The organism is Streptococcus sp. HMSC076H09 (assembly GCF_001811765.1).
GTDB classification, from domain to species: domain Bacteria; phylum Bacillota; class Bacilli; order Lactobacillales; family Streptococcaceae; genus Streptococcus; species Streptococcus agalactiae.
Window position 1 is genome coordinate 1 of sequence record NZ_KV806609.1, and the last position, 20,542, is coordinate 20,542.

The window sequence follows — 20,542 nt, forward strand, 5'->3', positions numbered from 1 at the left end:
CGATGTCAGCCAGCACTAGCGCTTCAATGAGTGCGTCGACGTTAGCCAGCACCAGCGCTTCAACGAGTGCGTCAATGTCAGCCAGCACTAGCGCCTCAACGAGTGCGTCAATGTCAGCCAGCACAAGTGCTTCCATGAGTGCGTCGACGTCAGCCAGCACTAGCGCCTCAACGAGTGCGTCAATGTCAGCCAGCACCAGCGTCTCAACGAGTGCATCGACATCAGCAAGTACCAGCGCTTCCACAAGTTCTTCAAGCTCAGTGACTTCTAATTCATCAAAAGAGAAGGTGTATTCTGCCTTACCTTCTACGGGTGACCAAGATTATTCTGTAACTGCTACTGCCTTAGGTTTAGGTTTAATGACTGGTGCAACCCTTTTGGGACGAAAAAAATCTAAAAAAGATAAAGACTAAACCTACTTTGAATTCTTAAAGTACTAAATGACATGGTAAAAGGCATATCTCTTAATATTTTTAGAGAGATATGCCTTTTTGTTGTAGAAGTTTGTAAAAAGCCTTGTAAATCTATATTTATCAAGTGACAAGCAATGTTTTTCTGCTAAAATATGATAAAATTAAGAAGTGGAATTTATTTCTGAAAATAAGTTTATCAATTACGATAAACTCAAAAATAATGTAAAAAAGCTTTGGATCATTTTAGTACAATGAGTGTTAATAAAACTATTATTTAACTGGTATGATATGGTCTGGATAAGAGAGAGTTTTAAAGAGAGATTAACTAAAATGCGAGTACATATTACAAGTATATATGGGCAGTCACCGCGTAGCATTGCCCTTATATCACAAAAACTAGTTAAGGATGTCGGACGTCAACTTGGTTATGATGAAATGGGAATCTACTTTTATAATGATCATGCTGAAACGCATGGTGAAAGAAGTACTAGGATGGATGGTATCATTGCGGGATTAGGCAGAGGGGATATTGTTGTTTTTCAAGTACCTACATGGAATTCAACAGAATTTGATGAACTTTTTCTAGATAAATTACAGGCATACGGTGCTAGAATTATAACTTTTGTACATGATATTGTTCCCTTAATGTTTGAGTCTAATTTTTATTTATTAGATAGAGTAATTGACATGTATAATCGTTCGGATGTTGTTATTCTACCTACAAAAGCGATGCATGATTATCTAATTGAAAAAGGGATGACTACCTCTAAAGTTCTTTATCAAGAAGTATGGGATCATCCAGTTAATATAGACCTCCCTCGTCCAGAATGTCAAAAAGTCCTTAGTTTTGCAGGCGATATTCAACGCTTTCCCTTTGTCAATGACTGGAAGGAAAATATCCCGCTCATCTATTATGGAGACGGAAGCAGACTCAATTCTGAGGCAAATGTTCATGCTCAGGGATGGAAAGATGATGTAGAATTGATGCTAAGTCTTTCTAAGCGGGGAGGATTTGGCCTGTGTTGGAGTGAAGATAGAGAGGAGTTAGTCGAGCGTCGTTATTCGAGGATGAATGCCTCGTATAAATTATCTACTTTCTTGGCTGCTGGACTTCCAATTATTGCTAACCATGATATTTCAAGTAGAGACTTTATCAAACAACACGGATTAGGATTTACAGTTGAAACGCTAGAAGAAGCTGTTGAAAAAATTAATAATATGGAAAAAGAGACTTATGACAGCTATGTGGAAAATGTTGAGAAGATAGCAACTCTCTTGCGAAATGGTTATATCACTAAAAAATTGTTGATAGATGCTGTGCATATGCTTTATAGATAGGGGTAGCGATGAAGAAAACAATTGTTTTAGGTGCAGATTTCCAATATCGTGATCAAGTTATGACAACTATAAAATCTATTGTTAGTCATAATCAACATTTAACTATTTATATCATTAACACAGATTTTCCCGTAGAATGGTTTAATATCCTTAACCATTCTTTAGAACAGTTTGACTGTAGAGTAAAAAATATTCCCATAAGTTCAGATGTCTTTGAGGGGATACCTACCCTGAGCCATATCAGTGTGGCGGGATTTTTCAGATGGTTTATTCCAATTCACCTTGAAGAAGAGATAGTTTTATATTTAGATAGTGATGTAATAGTTAGGGGTTCTTTGGATCCCCTATTTGACATAAACCTTGAAGAGAATTTATTAGGAGCTGTAGCAGATCATTTTTCAACGCTTTACTATGGAGATACAGCACCAGTTAGTTTTAATTCAGGTGTTATGCTAATCAATAATTCATTATGGAAAAAAGAAGAAATTTATAATAGCCTTATGAGGATTGCTGATAAGGGTTCTGCTGTTGGGGTAGGAGATCAAGAATACCTTAATATTTTGACTCAGAATCGTTGGATAGATATCGGTAAACAATATAATGTTCAGATTGGTCAAGATGTCAATATTAATGCATATGGGCGACCAGATTTGTATCATTTTTATGATGATTGCGAACCTGTTATTGTTCATTATAATAGTCAAGATAAACCGTGGAATAAATATAGTCAATCGCGATACCGTTCAGAATGGTGGTATTATTTTGGTTTAGAATGGTCAGTTATTTATGCTCAACAACAAAAAAATTTGAACAGGTTAACAGGTAAAACACTGAATTTATTTACATTAACAGCCTCAGATACATTAGAACATATTGAAGTACTTGCAAAAGCTCTACCAGATTATCAGTTTCATATTGCAGCACGTAGTGATATTTCAGAGAAATTAGCTAATCTAGAAACTTATAGCAATATTAAAGTTTATAAATTAGTTATCAACCCTATCTTGGAAGAGCTTATACGTAACTGTGATGTGTACTTGGATATTAATCATTCTTACGAAGTAGAAGGTATTCTAGATAAAATAAAAGAAGAGAATAAACCGATTTTAGCCTTTGATTCTACAGCACATACGACAAAAAATATAGAAGTTATCTCAGAAACAATGCCTGAATTGATGGTTAAAAGAATAAGGGAAGTAGGTCCTCTTAGATGAAAAATAGAAAAGCTATCGCGTTAGCGGCAGATTTTGGCTATCAAGAGCAAGTTAAGACTATAATTAAATCAATATGCTTTCATAATCAATTTATTGATTTTTATATCTTAAATGACGATTTTCCAGTTGAATGGTTTCAAATGATGGAATATCATTTATCTAAAATGGATTGCACAATATCTAACACTAAAATTTTTAATGAAGAAATTAAACATTTTAAATTTCAAAAACCGATGCCCTACCCTACTTACTTTCGATACTTTATACCTGAAGTTATTCATGAAGATAAGGTACTATATTTAGACTGTGATATGATTATCACCAGTGATTTAACATCGATATTTACTCTTGATATTTCAAAATATGGTGTAGCGGCTGTTCGAGATGATTTGCTCGAAGAATATGATGGTAAAGAAGATTATTTTAATTCAGGTTTGCTATTAATTAATAATATTTTTTGGCGAGAACAAGGGATTAGTCAGCGACTGTTAGATTATACTAGAGAAAACCAAGGGGCTCTTCAATATCATGACCAGGATGTTTTGAATGATGTACTGTGCGATAATTGGCTAGAACTTGATGAAACTTATAACTATCATACAGGAGCAGATATGTTATATAACCTATTCCAACAGTCTGAACGTCAATTAAATCGCAGGAAAGATTTACCTAAAGTTATTCATTATACAGCGACAAAACCATGGAAATACCTTGAAACATCTGTTCGTTGGCGCGATATATGGTGGGAATATAATAGACTTGAATGGCGCGATATTTTTACAAGATGGCAAGTCAATGATGGTGTAGATGTTTCATTGAAGAAAGTGTTACAACCTATCCATCGAGCTTTCATTTTTACTTACTCAGATTCAATTGAAGGAATTGAGAGGTTGGCTAAGGATTTACCAAACTGGCAATTTCATATTGCTGCCTATACTCAAATTTCAGAAAAATTGAAACAATTGGAAATGCATTCAAATATAAAACTTTATCCACTTGTTTATCGTTTCAAATTAAATGAGCTAGTTGAAAATTCAGATATTTACCTTGATATTAATCATGGTGATGCAGATACTCAGGTTCTGGAGCAAGTGAAGAAATTAGGTAAAGATATTTTATCCCTTTCTACAACTTATCATGGTCAAGGCAAACAATTTGAGAGAGTTACGGATATTATTGATTATTTAAAGAATGAACGATTTAAAGAACATATTAGAAAGGAATATTGTGAAAAATAACGTTATTTGTTTGGCAGGTGATAATAAATCTTTAAATCAGATCCAAACAGTTATAAAATCGATTTTATGTCACAATGATAGAGTAAGTATTTATATTTTAAATCAAGATATAGCTTCAGAATGGTTTAGAAATATTCAAAGACGTTTATTAAATAGTCATAGTTGTATTTTTGATATAAAACTCTTTGATGATACTTTTAAGGAATTTAAAACGCCCCGTGCCCATATTACCTATATGGCTTATGCAAGGTACTACATTCCGCAACTGATTGATGCAGAGAAAGTTCTTTATTTAGATATTGATACTTTGGTTGTTGATAACTTAGATAAGTTGTTTGAGATAGAATTAGGGGACTACCCGATAGCAGCTATCTTAGATGGAGACGGTATTCATTTTAACTCAGGTGTTATGCTAATAAACTCGCTTTACTGGATGAGATATCGAGTAACAGAAAAACTTCTGGAAATAACAGAACGAGAATTGGATAATGGAATTTTTGGAGACCAAGGGGTTCTCAATCTTCTTTTTGATAATAATTGGCTTAAGTTAGAAGATAAGTATAATGCTCAAGTTGGAAATGATTTAGGTGCCTTTTATGAAAATTGGCAAGGGTATTTTGATCGTAACTTTGAATCGCCTACTATTATCCATTACTGTACTCATGATAAACCATGGAATACTTTTTCTTCTTCAAGGTTTAGGGAGACATGGTGGCAATATGAGCAACTAGATTGGAATGAGGTGTTTAATTTTGAAACGTATCTGTTACCTGAGCCAACATTTGAAAAACACTTCTTTACTTTCACAACGTCCGTGGATTTGCTTTATATTGAAGAATTGGTTGAACTATTCCCCAATAGTTGCTTCCATATAGCTGCTTGGACCTCTTTTGGCCCAAGATTACTTAAGTTAGCCACAAACTCTAACGTTCGTCTGTATCCTTCAATAACCAGCCCACTTTTTGAACAACTAATGACTAAAGCAAATTATTACCTTGATATCTCAACTTCTTGGAAGGAAATACAATTTTGTCAAAAAGCTATTGAGAAATCAATTCCGATATTGAGTTTTAATGAAGCAGTGACATTTGAATATAGGGAGTTAAGTCATTGCTTTATTAATTTGGAGGATATGCGACAGTTTTTATGTAAAAATGGAGGCAATAGTGACTGATAAATTAGTTTCTGTTATTATTCCAGTCTATAATGCAGCACCATATTTAGAGGGGTGTGTAAATACCATTTTAGGACAAACATACCAAGTTTTTGAAATTCTACTGATAGATGACGGTTCTACAGATACATCTGCTAGTATCTGCGATCAATTATCCCTAAGAGATAACCGTATTAGAGTTTTCCATATCGAAAATGGCGGTGCTTCTAAAGCTAGAAACTTTGGATTAGCACGAATTAGTCCAGAGAGCCAATTTGTTACGTTTGTTGATTCGGACGATTGGGTAAAGGAAAATTATTTGGAAGTACTGCTAGCTCAGCAAGAAAAATATAATGCTGATATTGTTATCAGTAATTACTATATCTACAGAGAAACAGAAGATATTTTTGGTTACTACATCACTGACAAAGATTTTGTTATCGAAGAAATCTCTGCTCAAACAGCTATTGATAGACAAGTGCATTGGCATTTAAATAGTTCAGTATTCATCGTTATTTGGGGGAAATTATATCGAAGAGAACTATTTGATACCATCACCTTCCCAATAGATAAAGTATTTGAAGATGAGTTGGTAAGTGTTTTACTTTTTATAAAAAGTAAAAAAACAATTTTAGTTAATGGAAGCTATTATGGCTATAGAATTCGTCCAAATAGCATTATGACATCGGCGTTTTCATCCAAAAGAGCAGAGGATCTTATTTATATTTTTGATAGTAAATTGTCGGAGATTATACTATCAGGATTGGATTCAACTGCAACTGTAGAGAGATATTTTTGGTTAATGCGTGACTATAAACAGCGCTTAGAACAAGAAAATTTACAGAAAACAATAATATATAAAGTGATATCAAATCGGTTATCAAGGTAACAGTAAATACCATTTTATTTGTCGTAATCTTGCAAAGAGAGTTGAAAAGAATTAATAGTTATGAGAGTTATTAAAGTAAAAACAATTTCGGAAACTTTAGATTATATTTCTAAACATACCGCTTCGGTAGCGCGTTTTGGTGATGGAGAAATTGATATTATTGCGGGGAATTCTATTCCTTACCAGGTTTATGATTCTGAACTTGCTAAGCGATTAGAACGTTTATTAAATCGACAGAGTAATGAGAAGTTAGTTATCTGTGTAAGTGATGTTTTTGATAATTTAGGTAGATACAACGATTTTTCACAACAATTTTGGAGGGATCATCTATATCAGTATAATGATTTGTACCAAAAAAATTGTCAGGCTGAATGGTATGGTTCAACTTTTATTTCTAGACCCTATATGGATTTACTGGATAAGAGTTTGTCAGTAACGTACTTTGAACAGCTAAAAGCATTATGGAAAAATAAAGATATTTTAATTGTCGAGGGTGAGACTTCTCGTTCAGGCGTTGGCAATGACTTATTTAATGATGCCAATACTATTTCGCGTATCATTTGTCCTTCGAAAGATGCATTTTCATCTTTTTATGAAATCAAGGAAACTATACTTGAACATAGTAGAGGTAAGCTAATTTTACTTATGCTTGGTCCAACTGCAAAGCTATTAGCTGAAGATTTATCGCAGCTAGGACATCAAGCTATTGATTTAGGTCATATCGATTCAGAATATGAGTGGTTTAAGATGGGAGCAGTTTCTAAGGTGAAACTTTCTCATAAACATACGGCAGAACATAATTTTGACGAAGATATTACTTTAATAGAAGACAATAGTTACGAAAATCAAATTGTATCAAAAATTGGTACATCAGATAGACAGTACGCTTTGACAGTGACGTTAACAGATGATATATGGGAGCTAGAACATTTATTACAAAGATGTCCTAATACTGATTTTCATATTGCTGCCCCAGTTTATTGTTCGGATAGACTTAAGCAGTTAGTAGGTTATCCAAATTATTACCTACATGAAGCTATTACTGAAGAGCAATTCGAAGTACTCCTATTAAATAGCGATATATATTTAGATATTAATCATGGTGAAGAAGTTTGGAATGTTGTTGATAGATGTATAACTGAGGGTAAAACTATATATGGAATCAGACGGGCAAGAAAAGATAATCAATATATTTCTTTTGAGCGAACCATGGATGATTTTGAATATTTGTGTGACACTATTAAACAAAATAGATAGTCAAGAAGAGTAATGGTTACTTGAATATTGAAATCAATTTTCTTGATTTTAAAATTAACGAAGTTGACGATATAAAGTTACTTATCTTGAAGAGAACAAATTGATAGAGAAAGAGAAATTCCATTGAAATTACTATATATTTTTGAAAAAAATATTATTCTTCGTAAAATATTGATAACATTTTCATTAATAATCATTTTTTTACTTGGTCGCTATGTTCCAATACCTGGTGTCTTGATTTCTGCTTATAAGGGACAAGACAATAACTTTGCGACGCTTTATTCAACAGTAACTGGTGGTAATTTGTCTCAGGTTGGGGTCTTTTCATTGGGTATTGGTCCTATGATGACCACAATGATTTTACTAAGACTATTTACGATTGGTAAATACTCTAGTGGAGTATCTCAAAAAGTTCAACAGTTTCGCCAAAATGTGGTGATGCTTGTCATAGCAATTATTCAAGGGCTAGCCATAGCCATATCTTTTCAATATCATAATGGTTTTTCTCTGACCAAATTATTACTCGCGACAATGATACTTGTGACTGGTGCATATATTATTTCCTGGATTGGTAATCTAAATGCGGAATACGGGTTTGGTGGAATGACTATTTTAGTGGTGGTAGGTATGCTTGTTGGGCAATTTAATAATATTCCTCTTATTTTTGAATTATTCCAAGATGGTTATCAACTTGCTATCATCTTATTTCTTTTGTGGACACTAGTAGCAATGTACTTAATGATAACTTTTGAACGTTCAGAATATCGTATACCAGTAATGCGTACTTCAATCCATAATCGTCTCGTTGATGATGCCTACATGCCAATAAAAGTAAATGCTTCGGGGGGGATGGCATTTATGTATGTTTATACCTTACTAATGTTCCCCCAGTATATTATTATTTTACTAAGAAGTATTTTCCCAACTAATCCAGATATCACATCATACAATGACTATTTTAGTTTATCTTCTATTCAGGGAGTGGTTATTTATATGATTTTAATGCTTGTTTTATCAGTTGCATTTACTTTTGTGAATATCGATCCGACTAAAATTTCTGAGGCAATGCGAGAAAGTGGTGATTTTATTCCTAATTATAGACCTGGTAAAGAAACACAAAGTTATTTATCGAAAATCTGTTATTTATTTGGAACTTTTAGTGGTTTTTTCATGGCTTTCTTAGGAGGGGTACCATTATTATTTGCTCTTGGAAATGATGATCTTAGGACAGTTTCATCTATGACAGGGATTTTTATGATGATCACAGGGATGTCATTTATGATATTGGATGAATTCCAAGTTATTCGTATTCGTAAACAATACACTTCTGTATTTGAAAATGAGGAGAATTAATGTTTCATTTTATTCCATCTTGGTATAATGAAAATCGTACTTGGTATGATAATAATTACTTGTGGTATTTCAAGCCGACTAATGTCGGTTTTGATGATACTATCAACCAAATGAAGATGTTTGATTATGCTGGAAAAGAGAGTAGATTAGTTGTCTTAAACTATATGCCCAATTTACGTTATTATTTACATCGCTATGACTTGTTAGAATCAGGTTATTATTCAGTTTTTGATGATATTCAAGAAATTGGGAATGTAAGACAGCAAATGATTGACTTCCGACAACTCAATTGGCCTGAAGGGGTGGACTTTACCTATACTCCGTTTATAGTTTTGGTAAAAAAGTCAGGAGATTTAATTGCTAAGGTTCAATTTGGTGAAGAAGGAAATTTAACGCATATTGATTATTTTGCAAATGAACAAATAGCTAAGAAATACCTCTTTGATGATAGAGGATTTCTATCTAGTATTCTCTATTATGATAATGGTGGTGAAGCCTATCAAGATTATTTAGCACCATCAGGGGAAAGGATCATGAGAGAATACCTAAGAGAAGGTGACCACCATGTTGAAATTAATCCTAAGAAAGCTATTCATTTTTTAAAGTTATCTTACTCCGATATTGAAGAGTTGATTAGAGAGAAATATCTGACCTATCTCCATAAAGAAGTTAGTAAATCAGATACTATCATTGTTAGCTTTAATCAAGTTCATAACGCATTTATTGTTGGGAACACTAGTAAAGGAAATTTAATATTATCTGTTTTCTCGGAGAGGAATAATGCTCACAATGTATTGGAGGATTACTCTTCCTTATCTCGAGCAGACGCTATTATTTGTGATAGACTAGATATTGCTGCACAATTGAAAGAAAAAATAGATAAACCAGTTGTTCATGTTTCTCCCTTTGATACGCGTTTAGCTTTGGGAAAAAGTAATCAAGTTAGAGATTTAGAAATATATTTTGTCGTAGATAGACTTTCCCATAAAGAATTGCAAAAGTCTTTAACATCCTTATATAAGGTTATGCTCAAAAATAATGATATAAAAGTAACATTTGTCAGCTACGAACGAGAATTTGAAAGTCGGCAATTGACATATGACTACCTTAAAGAAGCAACAAAAGTTTTTGATCAGAAATTCTTTAGTTTATCAGACGATGATGCCAATCAAGTTCTTATGCAATCTGATGAAGTAGAAAAGGAAAAAACACGCCTTTCTTTTACCCATCCTTTGTCAGAAACAGATATCATAAACCGGTTAGAGTATGTCCGTTTGATTATTGATATCTCGAAAATACCAGACTTATACACGCAAATTGCAGGGATAAGTTCAGGTATCCCTCAGATAAATACAATATTAACAGAATTTGTTGAACACAGGAAAAACGGTTACGTTATTGAAGAGATCCAAGAATTGGAAAAGGCAATTCCTTATTATTGTGAACAATTAACTAATTGGAACCGTTCTTTAATTTATTCTATTGATAAAATCAATGACTATACAGGTGGTCAATTGGTAGAAAGAATTATAAATAGTTATTAAATAAATATGTCAAAAATAAAACTTACAATTCTTCAAGTTGGTGAAGAGAACTGGGCAACTAAAGAGAATATCCCTAATAATATGGAATGGCTCTTTATTAAACCAGATCAAATTTCTGACTTTGTAACTACAGAAAATAATTATCTTACATCGTCAAAGTTATTGCAAAAACTACCTCGAAAAATATCTGCTCTTTTGTTGACAGAGCAAACTTATGGACCAGAGTTATCTAGTTTATCGTCATTCTTTGAGGTTTATGAAGTATTTTATCCTAAAGATAAACATGCTACGGGGATAACAGAAGAGTTTTTACGCTCGAAAATGGCCCAACGATATGATAGTAGCTCTCCAGATCAGCTAATTCGTCAATTTTATAAAGGGCTTTTTATAGGACAATACGGAGAGAAACTTCAAGTTTCACAAATACAAATTAGAAATGATTTTGAAGGTGTAGTAAACTATCAGGGAAATAACTATCTTGAATTAGAAGGGCAATTTGGTGAGAACTATAGTTTTTTGCTTAATTTTGCTTACAATATTCCATTTTCATCGGATTTTTATAATGAGTTATTTTTAGAACACATTATAGAGGGTGATATAGATATTCGATTGGTTATCTCGTTGATTGTTGATGGTTCTGTTGATGATATTGCTAAAGAGTGGTACTTTGAGAAGGAAGACCTAAATCAACTTATTTCTTTAGAGTCCGATATTAGTGGTAGCCTTGCAGTTAAACTTTTTGCTAAGGGAAAGGGTATCGTTAAGTTAGGTCCATTGCACCGTCGTAATGGTAGAGGAGGATTGGGCACATTTCTACTAGGAGGAGAACGTCACATAGATGCTATAGGTCATGAATTTATGACTTATTTTGATCCAGTAGATTTCAAACCACCTCTAACTGTTTATTTTTCGGGATTTCGTTCAGCTGAAGGCTTTGAGGGATTCTGGATGATGAAGAGTATGAAGACTCCATTCATGTTAATTTGTGATCCACGATTACAAGGTGGTGCCTTTTATATAGGAAGCAAAGAATATGAACAAAAAATAGTTGATGCTATTCAAGAAAAACTGGCCTTTTTAAATTTTAGTTCTGATCAGTTAATTTTATCCGGACTTTCAATGGGGACTTATGGTGCTACTTACCATGGTGCTAAGCTAAATCCTCATGCTATTATTATTGGTAAACCAATATTTAATTTAGGAACAGTTGCTCAACGTGAAAGATTAGAGAGACCAGATGGATTTGCTACTTCATTAGATATTCAACTACTCAATCAAGGTGACTTGACCAGTTCCTCTTCTGAGAAGTTAAATAACTATTTTTGGAAATCTATAGAAGAAGGAGATTTTTCAAATACGACTTTTGCCTTAGCCTATATGAAAAACGATGACTATGATGCGACTGCCTTTTCTGATTTATTGCAATATTTTAGAGGAAAGAAGCATAAGATATTAGGCAGAGGTTGGGATGGCCGACATGGTGATTGTTCTGCAGAAGTTGGTGCATGGTTTACAAGTCAGTATAGGCGAATGCTATCTAATGATTTTGGAAGGAAAGAAGAATGAGTACGATAAGCTACATTTATTGGGATGATTTTTCAAGGTTTTCTTATAATTTTGGAACAAAATTACAATTTTTAGGAAAATCAGTATGCTTTGAAAATCCATTAGCTCCTTCTAGCACAAACTTGTATACATGGAGCTCCCAGACTAATTATCAGTCAAAAAGAATTTCTCCTAACTTACCTTTACTAAGAAAGGGAACTCGTTATAGCTTGTCATTAAATGCAGAACTCGATTTAGTTAGCTCTCTTTTTGTTCGCATTGAATTTTACAATCGCTTTAATGAGTCTGTTGGTTTTGAACTGTTAAAAAAAGATAGTATTATTTTTATCTATCCTAAAGAGGCTTATACCTATACCATTAGTTTGATTAATGCAGGTTGTAGCGATTTTACTTTTCATTATTTGAAACTTGAGGAAGTTACAGATAGCGTTATTCAGGAGAAAAATCTATCGACAGAGTTTACTATTGAAGAACATCAAGACGTTTTAAATCTTCTTTTGGTCGAGAAAAAAGATAGTGTATATATTAATAAAATAGAAAGCATTTCTCAATTGCAACAGAAAGTCGAGTTGGTCAGCAATCCCTCATTAAATTCTGATAGTTTGATATTACCTGAGTTGGAAAAGGGGTTAGAAGATGCATTAAAAGTTTTTCCTAACATTAAGATTAATGTCATTGCGTATGGAACACAAGGTAATTTTGCTGCTTTATATTATGCTAAAAAATTTCCCAGAATAACTGCCTATATTAATGATTGTTTTGCTCCTTTCGGAATTTTACTTAAATCCTTACCACACTTGACTGCCAAACAACAAATATTTCTTAGAGAAGTCTGGGATACGAGAGAGACGTCTCCAAATGTAAAGCACTATGGATTGGTTTCAGAAAATTCCTCTTTAAATTTAGTATCAATGATCTTATCTGGTAATGAACATCTACCTTACCTCACACTTTTAAAAAAGCAGGACGACAATTATGACAGCCTTTAATAGTTTATTTTCGTTAGATAAGAAACGTTTAAAAAAACTTCAGCGTACTTTAAATACTATCAATAGTTTAAAGGGCCAAATGGCAACACTATCAAATGAGGAGTTGCAAGCTAAGACAACTGAATTTAGAAAACGTTTAGTTAATGGGGAAACACTAGATGATATTTGTGCTGAAGCTTTTGCTGTTGTTAGGGAAGCTGATAAGCGCGTATTAGGTCTATTTCCGTATGATGTACAGGTAATCGGTGGTCTTGTTCTGCACCAAGGAAATACTGCTGAGATGAAAACTGGTGAAGGAAAAACATTAACTGCCACTATGCCTTTGTATCTCAATGCTTTAGAAGGGAAGGGGGCAATGTTGCTGACTAATAATTCCTACCTTGCTATTCGAGATGCGGAAGAAATGGGAAAAGTATATCGTTTTTTAGGATTGAGTGTCGGTGTGGGAGTTTCTGATAATGAGGAAGAGGATAGAGATGCTGCGACTAAGCGAGCTGTTTATAGTTCGGATATTGTCTATAGTACAAGTAGTGCACTAGGCTTTGATTATTTAATTGATAACCTAGCTTCATCTAAATCTCAAAAATATATGCCCAAGTTACATTATGCTATTGTAGATGAAGCTGATGCAGTTCTTCTAGATATGGCCCAGACTCCTTTAGTTATTTCAGGTTCACCTCGAGTACAATCTAATCTCTATAAAATAGCAGATGAACTAATTCTTAGTTTTGAAGAACAAGTTGATTATTATTTTGACAAAGAGCGTCAGGAAGTGTGGATAAAAAACCAGGGTGTTCGTGAAGCTGAGAGATATTTTAGAATCCCTCATTTTTATAAACAGTCTAATCGAGAACTTGTGCGACATTTGAACTTATCTTTAAAAGCACATAAATTATTTGAACGAGGAAAAGATTATGTGGTTGACGATGGTGAAATCAAGTTGCTAGATGCGACTAATGGCCGTGTTTTAGAAGGTACTAAACTTCAAGGAGGTGTTCATCAAGCTATTGAGCAAAAAGAGCATCTTAATGTCACACCAGAGTCTCGAGCAATGGCTTCCATTACCTATCAAAATCTTTTTAGAATGTTTACTAAATTGGCTGGAATGACAGGAACTGGAAAAACTGCTGAAAAAGAGTTTATTGAGGTCTATGATATGGAAGTAGTTAGAATTCCAACTAATTCTCCTGTTAGACGAATTGACTATCCTGATAAGATTTATACAACCTTACCAGAGAAAATCCATGCAACGATTGAATTTGTTAAACAGGTTCATGATACAGGACAACCAATCCTACTAGTTGCCGGTTCTGTGAGAATGTCAGAGCTATTCTCAGAATTATTATTACTAAGTGGTATCCCTCATAGCCTGTTAAATGCTCAAAGTGCGGTTAAGGAAGCACAGATGATTGCAGAAGCAGGGCAAAAAGGTGCGGTCACTGTTGCAACGAATATGGCTGGTCGTGGTACAGATATTAAGTTAGGTAAGGGAGTATCAGAATTAGGTGGTCTTGCAGTTATTGGAACGGAGAGAATGAAGAGTCAAAGAATGGATTTACAATTAAGGGGACGTTCGGGCCGACAAGGCGATATTGGTTTTAGTCAATTTTTTGTATCATTTGAAGATGATCTAATGATAGAATCAGGTCCTAAATGGGCGCAAGATTACTTTAGGAAAAATCGTGACAAAGTTAATCCAGAAAAACCTAAAGCCTTAGGTCAGAGAAGATTTCAGAAGTTATTCCAGCAAACTCAGGAAGCTAGTGACGGTAAGGGAGAGTCTGCACGTAGTCAAACGATAGAGTTTGATTCGAGTGTACAGCTTCAGCGAGAGTATGTTTATCGTGAGAGAAATGCTTTGATCAATGGAGAAAGTGGACATTTTAGTCCAAGACAGATTATTGATACAGTGATTTCTTCCTTCATTGCTTATTTAGATGGTGAAGTAGAAAAAGAAGAACTCATTTTTGAAGTAAATCGTTTTATATTTGATAATATGTCTTACAATCTTCAAGGGATTTCTAAAGAGATGTCACTTGAAGAAATTAAAAACTATTTATTCAAAATAGCCGATGAGATTCTTCGAGAAAAGCATAATTTGCTTGGTGATAGTTTTGGTGACTTTGAACGTACTGCTGCTTTAAAAGCGATTGATGAAGCTTGGATTGAAGAAGTAGATTATCTACAACAATTACGTACTGTGGCAACAGCTCGTCAAACGGCACAGCGTAACCCGGTTTTCGAATATCATAAAGAAGCATATAAATCCTACAATATCATGAAAAAAGAAATTCGTGAACAAACTTTTAGAAATCTACTTTTGAGTGAAGTATCCTTCAATGAGAATGGAGATCTTCAAATTTATTTTATATAAGAGATGAAAGATAATGACAGTTTATAATATAAACCATGGAATTGGTTGGGCAAGCAGCGGTGTTGAGTACGCTCAAGCATACCGAGGTTCTGTTTTGAGAAAACTTGGAATTGATGCTAAGTTTATTTTTACAGATTTTTTTTCAGCTGATAATATTATTAGCCTCACGCGAAATATAGGTTTTCAGGATAAAGAAATTATTTGGTTATATAATTTTTTTTCAGATATTGAGCTTGCCCCGACAACTTTTAGTATAGAAGATTTGCAAAAACAATATCTTGGAAAACTTGTTCGAAAAGAAGATAAAGGTCGGGTAATCAAGTTTTTCTACGAAGATGAAAATATCTATTTAACAGTTTACCTTGATAATTTTAACAAGGATAAAGTGCATCGTGTAGAAATCGTTTCAAATAACAACCTTATCAGAAAAGATTATTATAGTTATACACGTACTTTCTCAGAGTATTACTATCCTAAAGATGGTGTAGCTCACCTTTATCAACGTAGATTCTACAATGAAGATGAAAGTACAGCCTTTTTGGAGATGGTAGAAAATAGCTCAAGTCGTTTTATTATCAATGGCAGACTTTTACCATCCAAAGTAGCTTTTTTTGATTATTTTTTGGAATCAATGACTTTCACTTCAAAAGATATTATTCTTTTGGATAGAGGAACTGATACCGCTCAGAGTCTTTTGCGCCATGGTAAACCCGCTAAGCTAGGGACTGTTGTTCATGCGGAACATTTTAGTGAGAATGCTGTGACTGCTGACACTATTTTATGGAATAACTATTACGATTATCAGTTTACTAACGCTAATAGATTTGATTTTTTTATTACCTCCACTGATAAACAAACAGAACTTTTGGAACAACAATTTAAACAATTTACAAATCATAATCCTAGAATTATAACTATCCCGGTAGGCTCAATTGACAATCTTAAAATGCCAATGGACAATCGCCGTCCGTACTCTATTTTGACAGCTTCACGCCTAGCTAGTGAAAAACATGTAGATTGGTTAGTACGTGCAGTTATTAGGATAAGAGAAATTCTTCCTGAAGTGACCTTTGATATCTATGGATCAGGTGGAGAAGAAGAAAAAATTAGAAATATTATAAATGCAGCCAATGCAACGGAATACATTCGATTGATGGGACATAAAAATCTCTCGAATGTTTATCAAAATTATGAGTTATATTTGACAGCTTCTAAAAGTGAGGGGTTTGGCTTAACTTTACTTGAAGCTATTGGCGCAGGACTTCCTTTGATTGGGTTTGATGTTCGTTATGGTAATCAAACTTTTATCAAATACGGAGAAAATGGTTATCTAATTCCTCGATTTGATATGGATGATGAGGAAGCTATTGTAGAAGCTTTTAAAGAGAAAGTGTTACAATTATTCCAACAGGATCAAAAGGCTTTACGAGAAGCTTCTTACGCCATTGCCGAAGGATTCTTAACAAATGAAGTAGAAGGAAAATGGTATAACTTAGTTAAGGAGTTGGTACAAGATGATTAACTTATTTGATAGTTACACTCAATCAAGTTGGGATTTACATTTTTCCTTGATAAAATCAGGTTATATTAACCCTACTATAGCTTTGAATGATGATGGTTTTTTACCAGACGACGTAACATCACCCTATTTATATTACACTGGTTTTGCAAAGACAGGTGCTGGCCGCCCACTTTACTACAATGAACTTAGAGTTACTGATACATGGGAAATTATTGGTTTTAGTAGTGGTGCTGATATTGTTGACTTAGGTGTCAAAAAGGGCAGAATTATTTATGCAAACCCAAATCATAAGCGTCTAATAAAAGAGGTAGACTGGTTTGATGAGCAAGGTAGAGTCATTTTAAAAGATCGCTTTAATAAGTTTGGGTTCTGTTTTGCACAAACCTTTTATAACGCGGATGGTCAAGCGATTCAGACGTCATATTATAATAAGGATAGGCAAGAGGTTATATCAGAGAACCATATGACAGGGGATTATATTTTAAATGATAATAATCAGTTTAAGGTTTTTAAATCTAAAGTTGAATTTGTCATAAATTATCTTCAAGAAGCAAAATTTAACTTAGATAGAATCTTCTATAATTCTCTGTCAACACCATTTTTAGTAAGCTTTTACCTTAATCGTCTAGAGAGTAAAGATGTTCTCTTTTGGCAGGAGCCTCTCGTAGATGATATTCCAGGAAATATGCGCTTATTATTGAACAATCCTTCCCCAAACACTAAAATTGTAATTCAAAGTTATGAAGCTTATGCTAATGCTATGAGGTTATTAACTGACGAAGAACAAAAACAAGTTAGCTTTTTAGGATTTATGTATCCTCTTAAAGAGACAGAAAAATTACATAACCAAGCTCTTATTTTGACGAATTCTGATCAAATCGAAGCATTAGAAAGTTTAGTGACTTCTCTTCCTAATTTGACTTTTAACATAGGTGCTTTGACCGAGATGTCTAGTGATCTCATGAATTTTGGCAAATATGATAATGTTGTACTCTACCCAAATATCACAACAAATCAAATACAATATTTATCAAATATTTGTGCTTTTTATCTTGATATTAATCATCATAATGAGATATTATCAGCAGTTCGCTCTGCTTTTGAACATCAACAGTTAATTTTTGCTTTCGAAGAGACTAGTCATCAAATTCGTTTTGTATCACCTAAAAATATTTTTCCAAAAAAAGATATTTTTACATTTATTTCGCACTTGCAGCCACTAATTGGCAATAAATGTAATATAGAAAAAGCATTAAAACAGCAGCTTGAAGATTGTCATGTTTCAAGCTCTACTCAGTATCAATCTGTAATTAATTAAGGGGAAAATTTTGAAAAAAAAGAATTTACTTCAGGAGAGTATTAATAAACGTCTATCTGAAGAGCGATATCAAATTCCTAAAGAAAAAAGAGAGAAAAAACGATTTGACATGCAGCTTATTCTGATTATTTCTATTTTAATAGGGTTAATCATGTCTATTATCGGAATTATTCGATTTTTCTTAACCTACAGTAGTTAAGTTACTATCCTTTATTTTGTAGAAAAATTGATAAATAAATGGTATTGTAACTCTATCACTAAATTTATATACTAGAGGAAAAAATGTCACGCAGTCAAAAAGTTATTTTAACTAATATGTGTCTTATTGAAGATAATAAAGGACGTATTGTGATGCAAATCCGTGATCCTAAACGTTATTCTTGGTCAGGAGCTGCTTTACCAGGCGGCCATATTGAAGAAGGAGAAAGCTTGTATGATGCTCTCGTTCGAGAAGTTCACGAGGAGACAGGTTTAACAATAAGTAATCCCAAATTAGTTGGTATGAAGCATTGGTACACAGATGAAGGCATCCGCTATTTGGTATTCCTTTATAAAACATATGATTTTTCAGGTGAATTACAATCGTCAGATGAAGGTGATGTTGTATGGATTGAACGTTCACAACTTGATAAGATTGAACTAGCATATGATATGCTTAACCTTTTGAGAGTATTTGACGAAGATGACATCTCAGAGATGTTTTATAGTAAGCGACTTGAAGATGGTTTTATAAGAAAATTTTATTAAACAAAAAAGAACTAGGAATGTAACCTAGTTCTTTTTAGATGTCTTTATTTAACTCCAGACATTAGTTTTTCAATGCGTGGAACATAAAATAAGAGGATAAATCCAAATACAACTGTTATACCACCAACAACACCATAATAAAGAATTTGAGTATCAGGTGTGTACAATTTAACGATTTGAGCGTTAATAGCTTGTGCTGCAGCATTACTTAAGAACCAGATGCTCATCATTTGAGCTTGGAATGCTTTAGGTGCGAGCTTACTAGTTGCTGATAATCCAACTGGTGAGATTAGCATTTCCCCAACGATGACAATAGCCCAACTCATTGTTAACCAAAGAGGGCTTACTTTAGCGTTAACTCCAAAGAGTAAACCTGGTAGCATCATCCATAAGAATGAAGCTCCAGCAAAGAAAAGTCCATACGCAAATTTTTTAGGTGATGAAGGTTGCTTACTTCCCCATTTAGCCCATAACCAAGCAAAGAATGGTACATAAAGCATAATGAAGAGAGGGTTCATACTTTGGAAATAACTTGATGGGAAATTAATATGATGCCCAAAGAAGTTAAGGTAAAGTTTTGTTTGTTCATCTGCAAATAAGGCTAAGACAACTGAACCTTGTTCTTCAATTGACCAAAATAGAATTGAGGCGATAAAGAGAGGGATATATGCCCACACTCGAGAACGCTCAACAGAAGAAATCTTTTTACTACTTAAAATCTTGATAAAATAAATAATTGGGATGGCGATTGCAATAATACTAAAAATATCGATAATTACTTCAATTGTTAGCATATGCATCAAGTGAAGTAGAATAAGTACAATAACAATACCAATAAGGATAAGCCCAACTTTTTTATATAGAGAGGACTTTTCTTCAGGACTTAAAGGATCGTTTGGTCTGAGACTCTCTTCAGTCAAATATTTTTTTCCATCTAAGGTATATTGGAGGAGACCAAAGAACATACCAATAGCAGCAAGTGAGAAACCAAGATGGAAATTTACTTCTTGTCCGAGGTACCCCACTACAATGGGTGAAATAAAAGCACCAAGGTTAATACCAAAAACAAAGATACTAAAACCAGCATCACGACGAGAATCATTTTCTCCATATAAATTACCAACCATCTCTGATACATTTGGTTTTAATAGTCCAGTACCAAGGATAATTAGAGCAATCGAAATGAATAGAGCTGTTTGACCAAATGGTGTAGCTAGAGCAATATGACCTAGCATGATTAGAATACCACCATACAGAACAGTTTTACGACTACCTAGAATACGGTCGCTGACAAAACCACCAATTACTGATGAGAGATAAACCAGTGAACCATAGACAGCCATGATTGATGCAGCGACAGTCTTGTCCATACCAAGGCCACCTTGAGAAACACTATAGTACATATAGTACAGCAAAATAGCACGCATACCATAGTATGAGAATCTTTCCCACATTTCAGTAAAGAAAAGAGTGGATAAACCACGAGGATGTCCAAAGAATGATTTTGTTTTTTCCATGAAAAACGCTCCTTTTGTAGATAACACTATTAATAATATAGTAAATAGAAGCAACTGTCAAATTACTTAGCACTATCAAGTTATTTTTTTGTAGAGGTTAACACCCTTGG

At 33.7% G+C, this 20,542-nt stretch carries 17 protein-coding genes; 16 read left to right on the forward strand and 1 reads right to left on the reverse strand.

All coding sequences use genetic code 11. The annotated features are described in order from the left end of the window. The 16 genes from HMPREF2818_RS10435 to HMPREF2818_RS06970 all read left to right on the forward strand — a co-directional run. On the forward strand, positions 1 to 413 hold a 413-nt coding region (locus HMPREF2818_RS10435), incomplete at its 5' end, for an LPXTG cell wall anchor domain-containing protein (protein WP_148130112.1). A gap of 330 nt (positions 414 to 743) precedes the next feature. After that, on the forward strand, positions 744 to 1,751 hold the full coding sequence (locus tag HMPREF2818_RS06900; protein ID WP_001263776.1) for a sugar transferase: 1,008 nt from the start codon (positions 744 to 746) through the stop codon (positions 1,749 to 1,751). Between the two features lie 8 nt (positions 1,752 to 1,759). Then, positions 1,760 to 2,965: a glycosyltransferase family 8 protein gene (locus tag HMPREF2818_RS06905; RefSeq protein WP_000751408.1), complete on the forward strand. Its 1,206-nt coding sequence runs from the start codon at positions 1,760 to 1,762 to the stop codon at positions 2,963 to 2,965. Beyond that, entirely contained in the window at positions 2,962 to 4,203 is a 1,242-nt protein-coding gene (locus tag HMPREF2818_RS06910; protein ID WP_001865283.1) for a glycosyltransferase family 8 protein, read from the forward strand. The genes HMPREF2818_RS06905 and HMPREF2818_RS06910 overlap by 4 nt, the downstream gene beginning before the upstream one ends. Then, entirely contained in the window at positions 4,193 to 5,377 is a 1,185-nt protein-coding gene (locus tag HMPREF2818_RS06915; protein WP_000795050.1) for a glycosyltransferase, read from the forward strand. Before HMPREF2818_RS06910 ends, HMPREF2818_RS06915 begins: the two co-directional genes overlap by 11 nt. Next, on the forward strand, positions 5,370 to 6,245 hold the full coding sequence (locus HMPREF2818_RS06920) for a glycosyltransferase family 2 protein (protein WP_000130204.1): 876 nt from the start codon (positions 5,370 to 5,372) through the stop codon (positions 6,243 to 6,245). Before HMPREF2818_RS06915 ends, HMPREF2818_RS06920 begins: the two co-directional genes overlap by 8 nt. 60 nt (positions 6,246 to 6,305) lie before the next feature. Further along, positions 6,306 to 7,502 carry an SP_1767 family glycosyltransferase gene (locus tag HMPREF2818_RS06925; protein WP_001263850.1) on the forward strand — a complete coding sequence of 399 codons (1,197 nt, stop codon included), beginning with the start codon at positions 6,306 to 6,308 and terminating at the stop codon, positions 7,500 to 7,502. A gap of 123 nt (positions 7,503 to 7,625) precedes the next feature. Then, positions 7,626 to 8,855, forward strand: a complete 1,230-nt coding sequence (gene secY2, locus HMPREF2818_RS06930; RefSeq protein WP_000772257.1) for an accessory Sec system protein translocase subunit SecY2 — start codon at positions 7,626 to 7,628, stop codon at positions 8,853 to 8,855. After that, positions 8,855 to 10,399, forward strand: coding sequence for an accessory Sec system protein Asp1 (gene asp1 / locus HMPREF2818_RS06935; protein WP_000468348.1), 1,545 nt, complete (start codon positions 8,855 to 8,857; stop codon positions 10,397 to 10,399). The genes secY2 and asp1 overlap by 1 nt, the downstream gene beginning before the upstream one ends. 6 nt (positions 10,400 to 10,405) lie before the next feature. Then, a complete protein-coding gene (gene asp2 / locus HMPREF2818_RS06940; RefSeq protein ID WP_000034864.1) occupies positions 10,406 to 11,965 on the forward strand; it encodes an accessory Sec system protein Asp2 in 1,560 nt (519 codons plus the stop codon). Then, the gene (gene asp3, locus HMPREF2818_RS06945; RefSeq protein WP_000104404.1) at positions 11,962 to 12,954 is read left to right on the forward strand and encodes an accessory Sec system protein Asp3; all 993 of its coding nucleotides are present in this window, start codon (positions 11,962 to 11,964) and stop codon (positions 12,952 to 12,954) included. Before asp2 ends, asp3 begins: the two co-directional genes overlap by 4 nt. Then, positions 12,941 to 15,328, forward strand: a complete 2,388-nt coding sequence (secA2, locus tag HMPREF2818_RS06950) for an accessory Sec system translocase SecA2 (protein WP_000123604.1) — start codon at positions 12,941 to 12,943, stop codon at positions 15,326 to 15,328. Before asp3 ends, secA2 begins: the two co-directional genes overlap by 14 nt. A 13-nt stretch (positions 15,329 to 15,341) precedes the next feature. Beyond that, complete coding sequence (gtfA, locus tag HMPREF2818_RS06955) at positions 15,342 to 16,850, forward strand: accessory Sec system glycosyltransferase GtfA (RefSeq protein ID WP_000219534.1); 1,509 nt, start codon at positions 15,342 to 15,344, stop codon at positions 16,848 to 16,850. Then, positions 16,843 to 18,168 (forward strand): accessory Sec system glycosylation chaperone GtfB, encoded by a 1,326-nt coding sequence (gene gtfB / locus HMPREF2818_RS06960; protein WP_000609047.1) that lies wholly within the window; start codon positions 16,843 to 16,845, stop codon positions 18,166 to 18,168. Before gtfA ends, gtfB begins: the two co-directional genes overlap by 8 nt. 10 nt (positions 18,169 to 18,178) lie before the next feature. Then, the gene (locus HMPREF2818_RS06965; RefSeq protein ID WP_000728848.1) at positions 18,179 to 18,367 is read left to right on the forward strand and encodes a hypothetical protein; all 189 of its coding nucleotides are present in this window, start codon (positions 18,179 to 18,181) and stop codon (positions 18,365 to 18,367) included. An 83-nt stretch (positions 18,368 to 18,450) separates the two neighbouring features. Continuing rightward, positions 18,451 to 18,915 (forward strand): 8-oxo-dGTP diphosphatase, encoded by a 465-nt coding sequence (locus tag HMPREF2818_RS06970; RefSeq protein ID WP_000091520.1) that lies wholly within the window; start codon positions 18,451 to 18,453, stop codon positions 18,913 to 18,915. Between the two features lie 44 nt (positions 18,916 to 18,959). Here the strand turns inward: HMPREF2818_RS06970 and HMPREF2818_RS06975 are convergent, their stop codons facing one another. Further along, entirely contained in the window at positions 18,960 to 20,432 is a 1,473-nt protein-coding gene (locus tag HMPREF2818_RS06975; protein ID WP_000416073.1) for a peptide MFS transporter, read from the reverse strand. Positions 20,433 to 20,542: the final 110 nt, after the last annotated feature.

What these genes read in the sequence shown, in the direction of transcription:
- HMPREF2818_RS06925 (WP_001263850.1), top strand. Translation starts at nt 6,306, where the DNA reads ATGAGAGTTATTAAAGTAAAAACAATTTCGGAAACTTTAGATTATATT.
- asp3 (WP_000104404.1), top strand. Translation starts at nt 11,962, where the DNA reads ATGAGTACGATAAGCTACATTTATTGGGATGATTTTTCAAGGTTTTCT.
- HMPREF2818_RS06905 (WP_000751408.1), top strand. Translation starts at nt 1,760, where the DNA reads ATGAAGAAAACAATTGTTTTAGGTGCAGATTTCCAATATCGTGATCAA.
- HMPREF2818_RS06900 (WP_001263776.1), top strand. Translation starts at nt 744, where the DNA reads ATGCGAGTACATATTACAAGTATATATGGGCAGTCACCGCGTAGCATT.
- gtfB (WP_000609047.1), top strand. Translation starts at nt 16,843, where the DNA reads ATGATTAACTTATTTGATAGTTACACTCAATCAAGTTGGGATTTACAT.
- secA2 (WP_000123604.1), top strand. Translation starts at nt 12,941, where the DNA reads ATGACAGCCTTTAATAGTTTATTTTCGTTAGATAAGAAACGTTTAAAA.
- HMPREF2818_RS06975 (WP_000416073.1), bottom strand. Translation starts at nt 20,432, where the DNA reads ATGGAAAAAACAAAATCATTCTTTGGACATCCTCGTGGTTTATCCACT.
- asp2 (WP_000034864.1), top strand. Translation starts at nt 10,406, where the DNA reads ATGTCAAAAATAAAACTTACAATTCTTCAAGTTGGTGAAGAGAACTGG.
- HMPREF2818_RS06970 (WP_000091520.1), top strand. Translation starts at nt 18,451, where the DNA reads ATGTCACGCAGTCAAAAAGTTATTTTAACTAATATGTGTCTTATTGAA.
- asp1 (WP_000468348.1), top strand. Translation starts at nt 8,855, where the DNA reads ATGTTTCATTTTATTCCATCTTGGTATAATGAAAATCGTACTTGGTAT.
- gtfA (WP_000219534.1), top strand. Translation starts at nt 15,342, where the DNA reads ATGACAGTTTATAATATAAACCATGGAATTGGTTGGGCAAGCAGCGGT.
- HMPREF2818_RS06910 (WP_001865283.1), top strand. Translation starts at nt 2,962, where the DNA reads ATGAAAAATAGAAAAGCTATCGCGTTAGCGGCAGATTTTGGCTATCAA.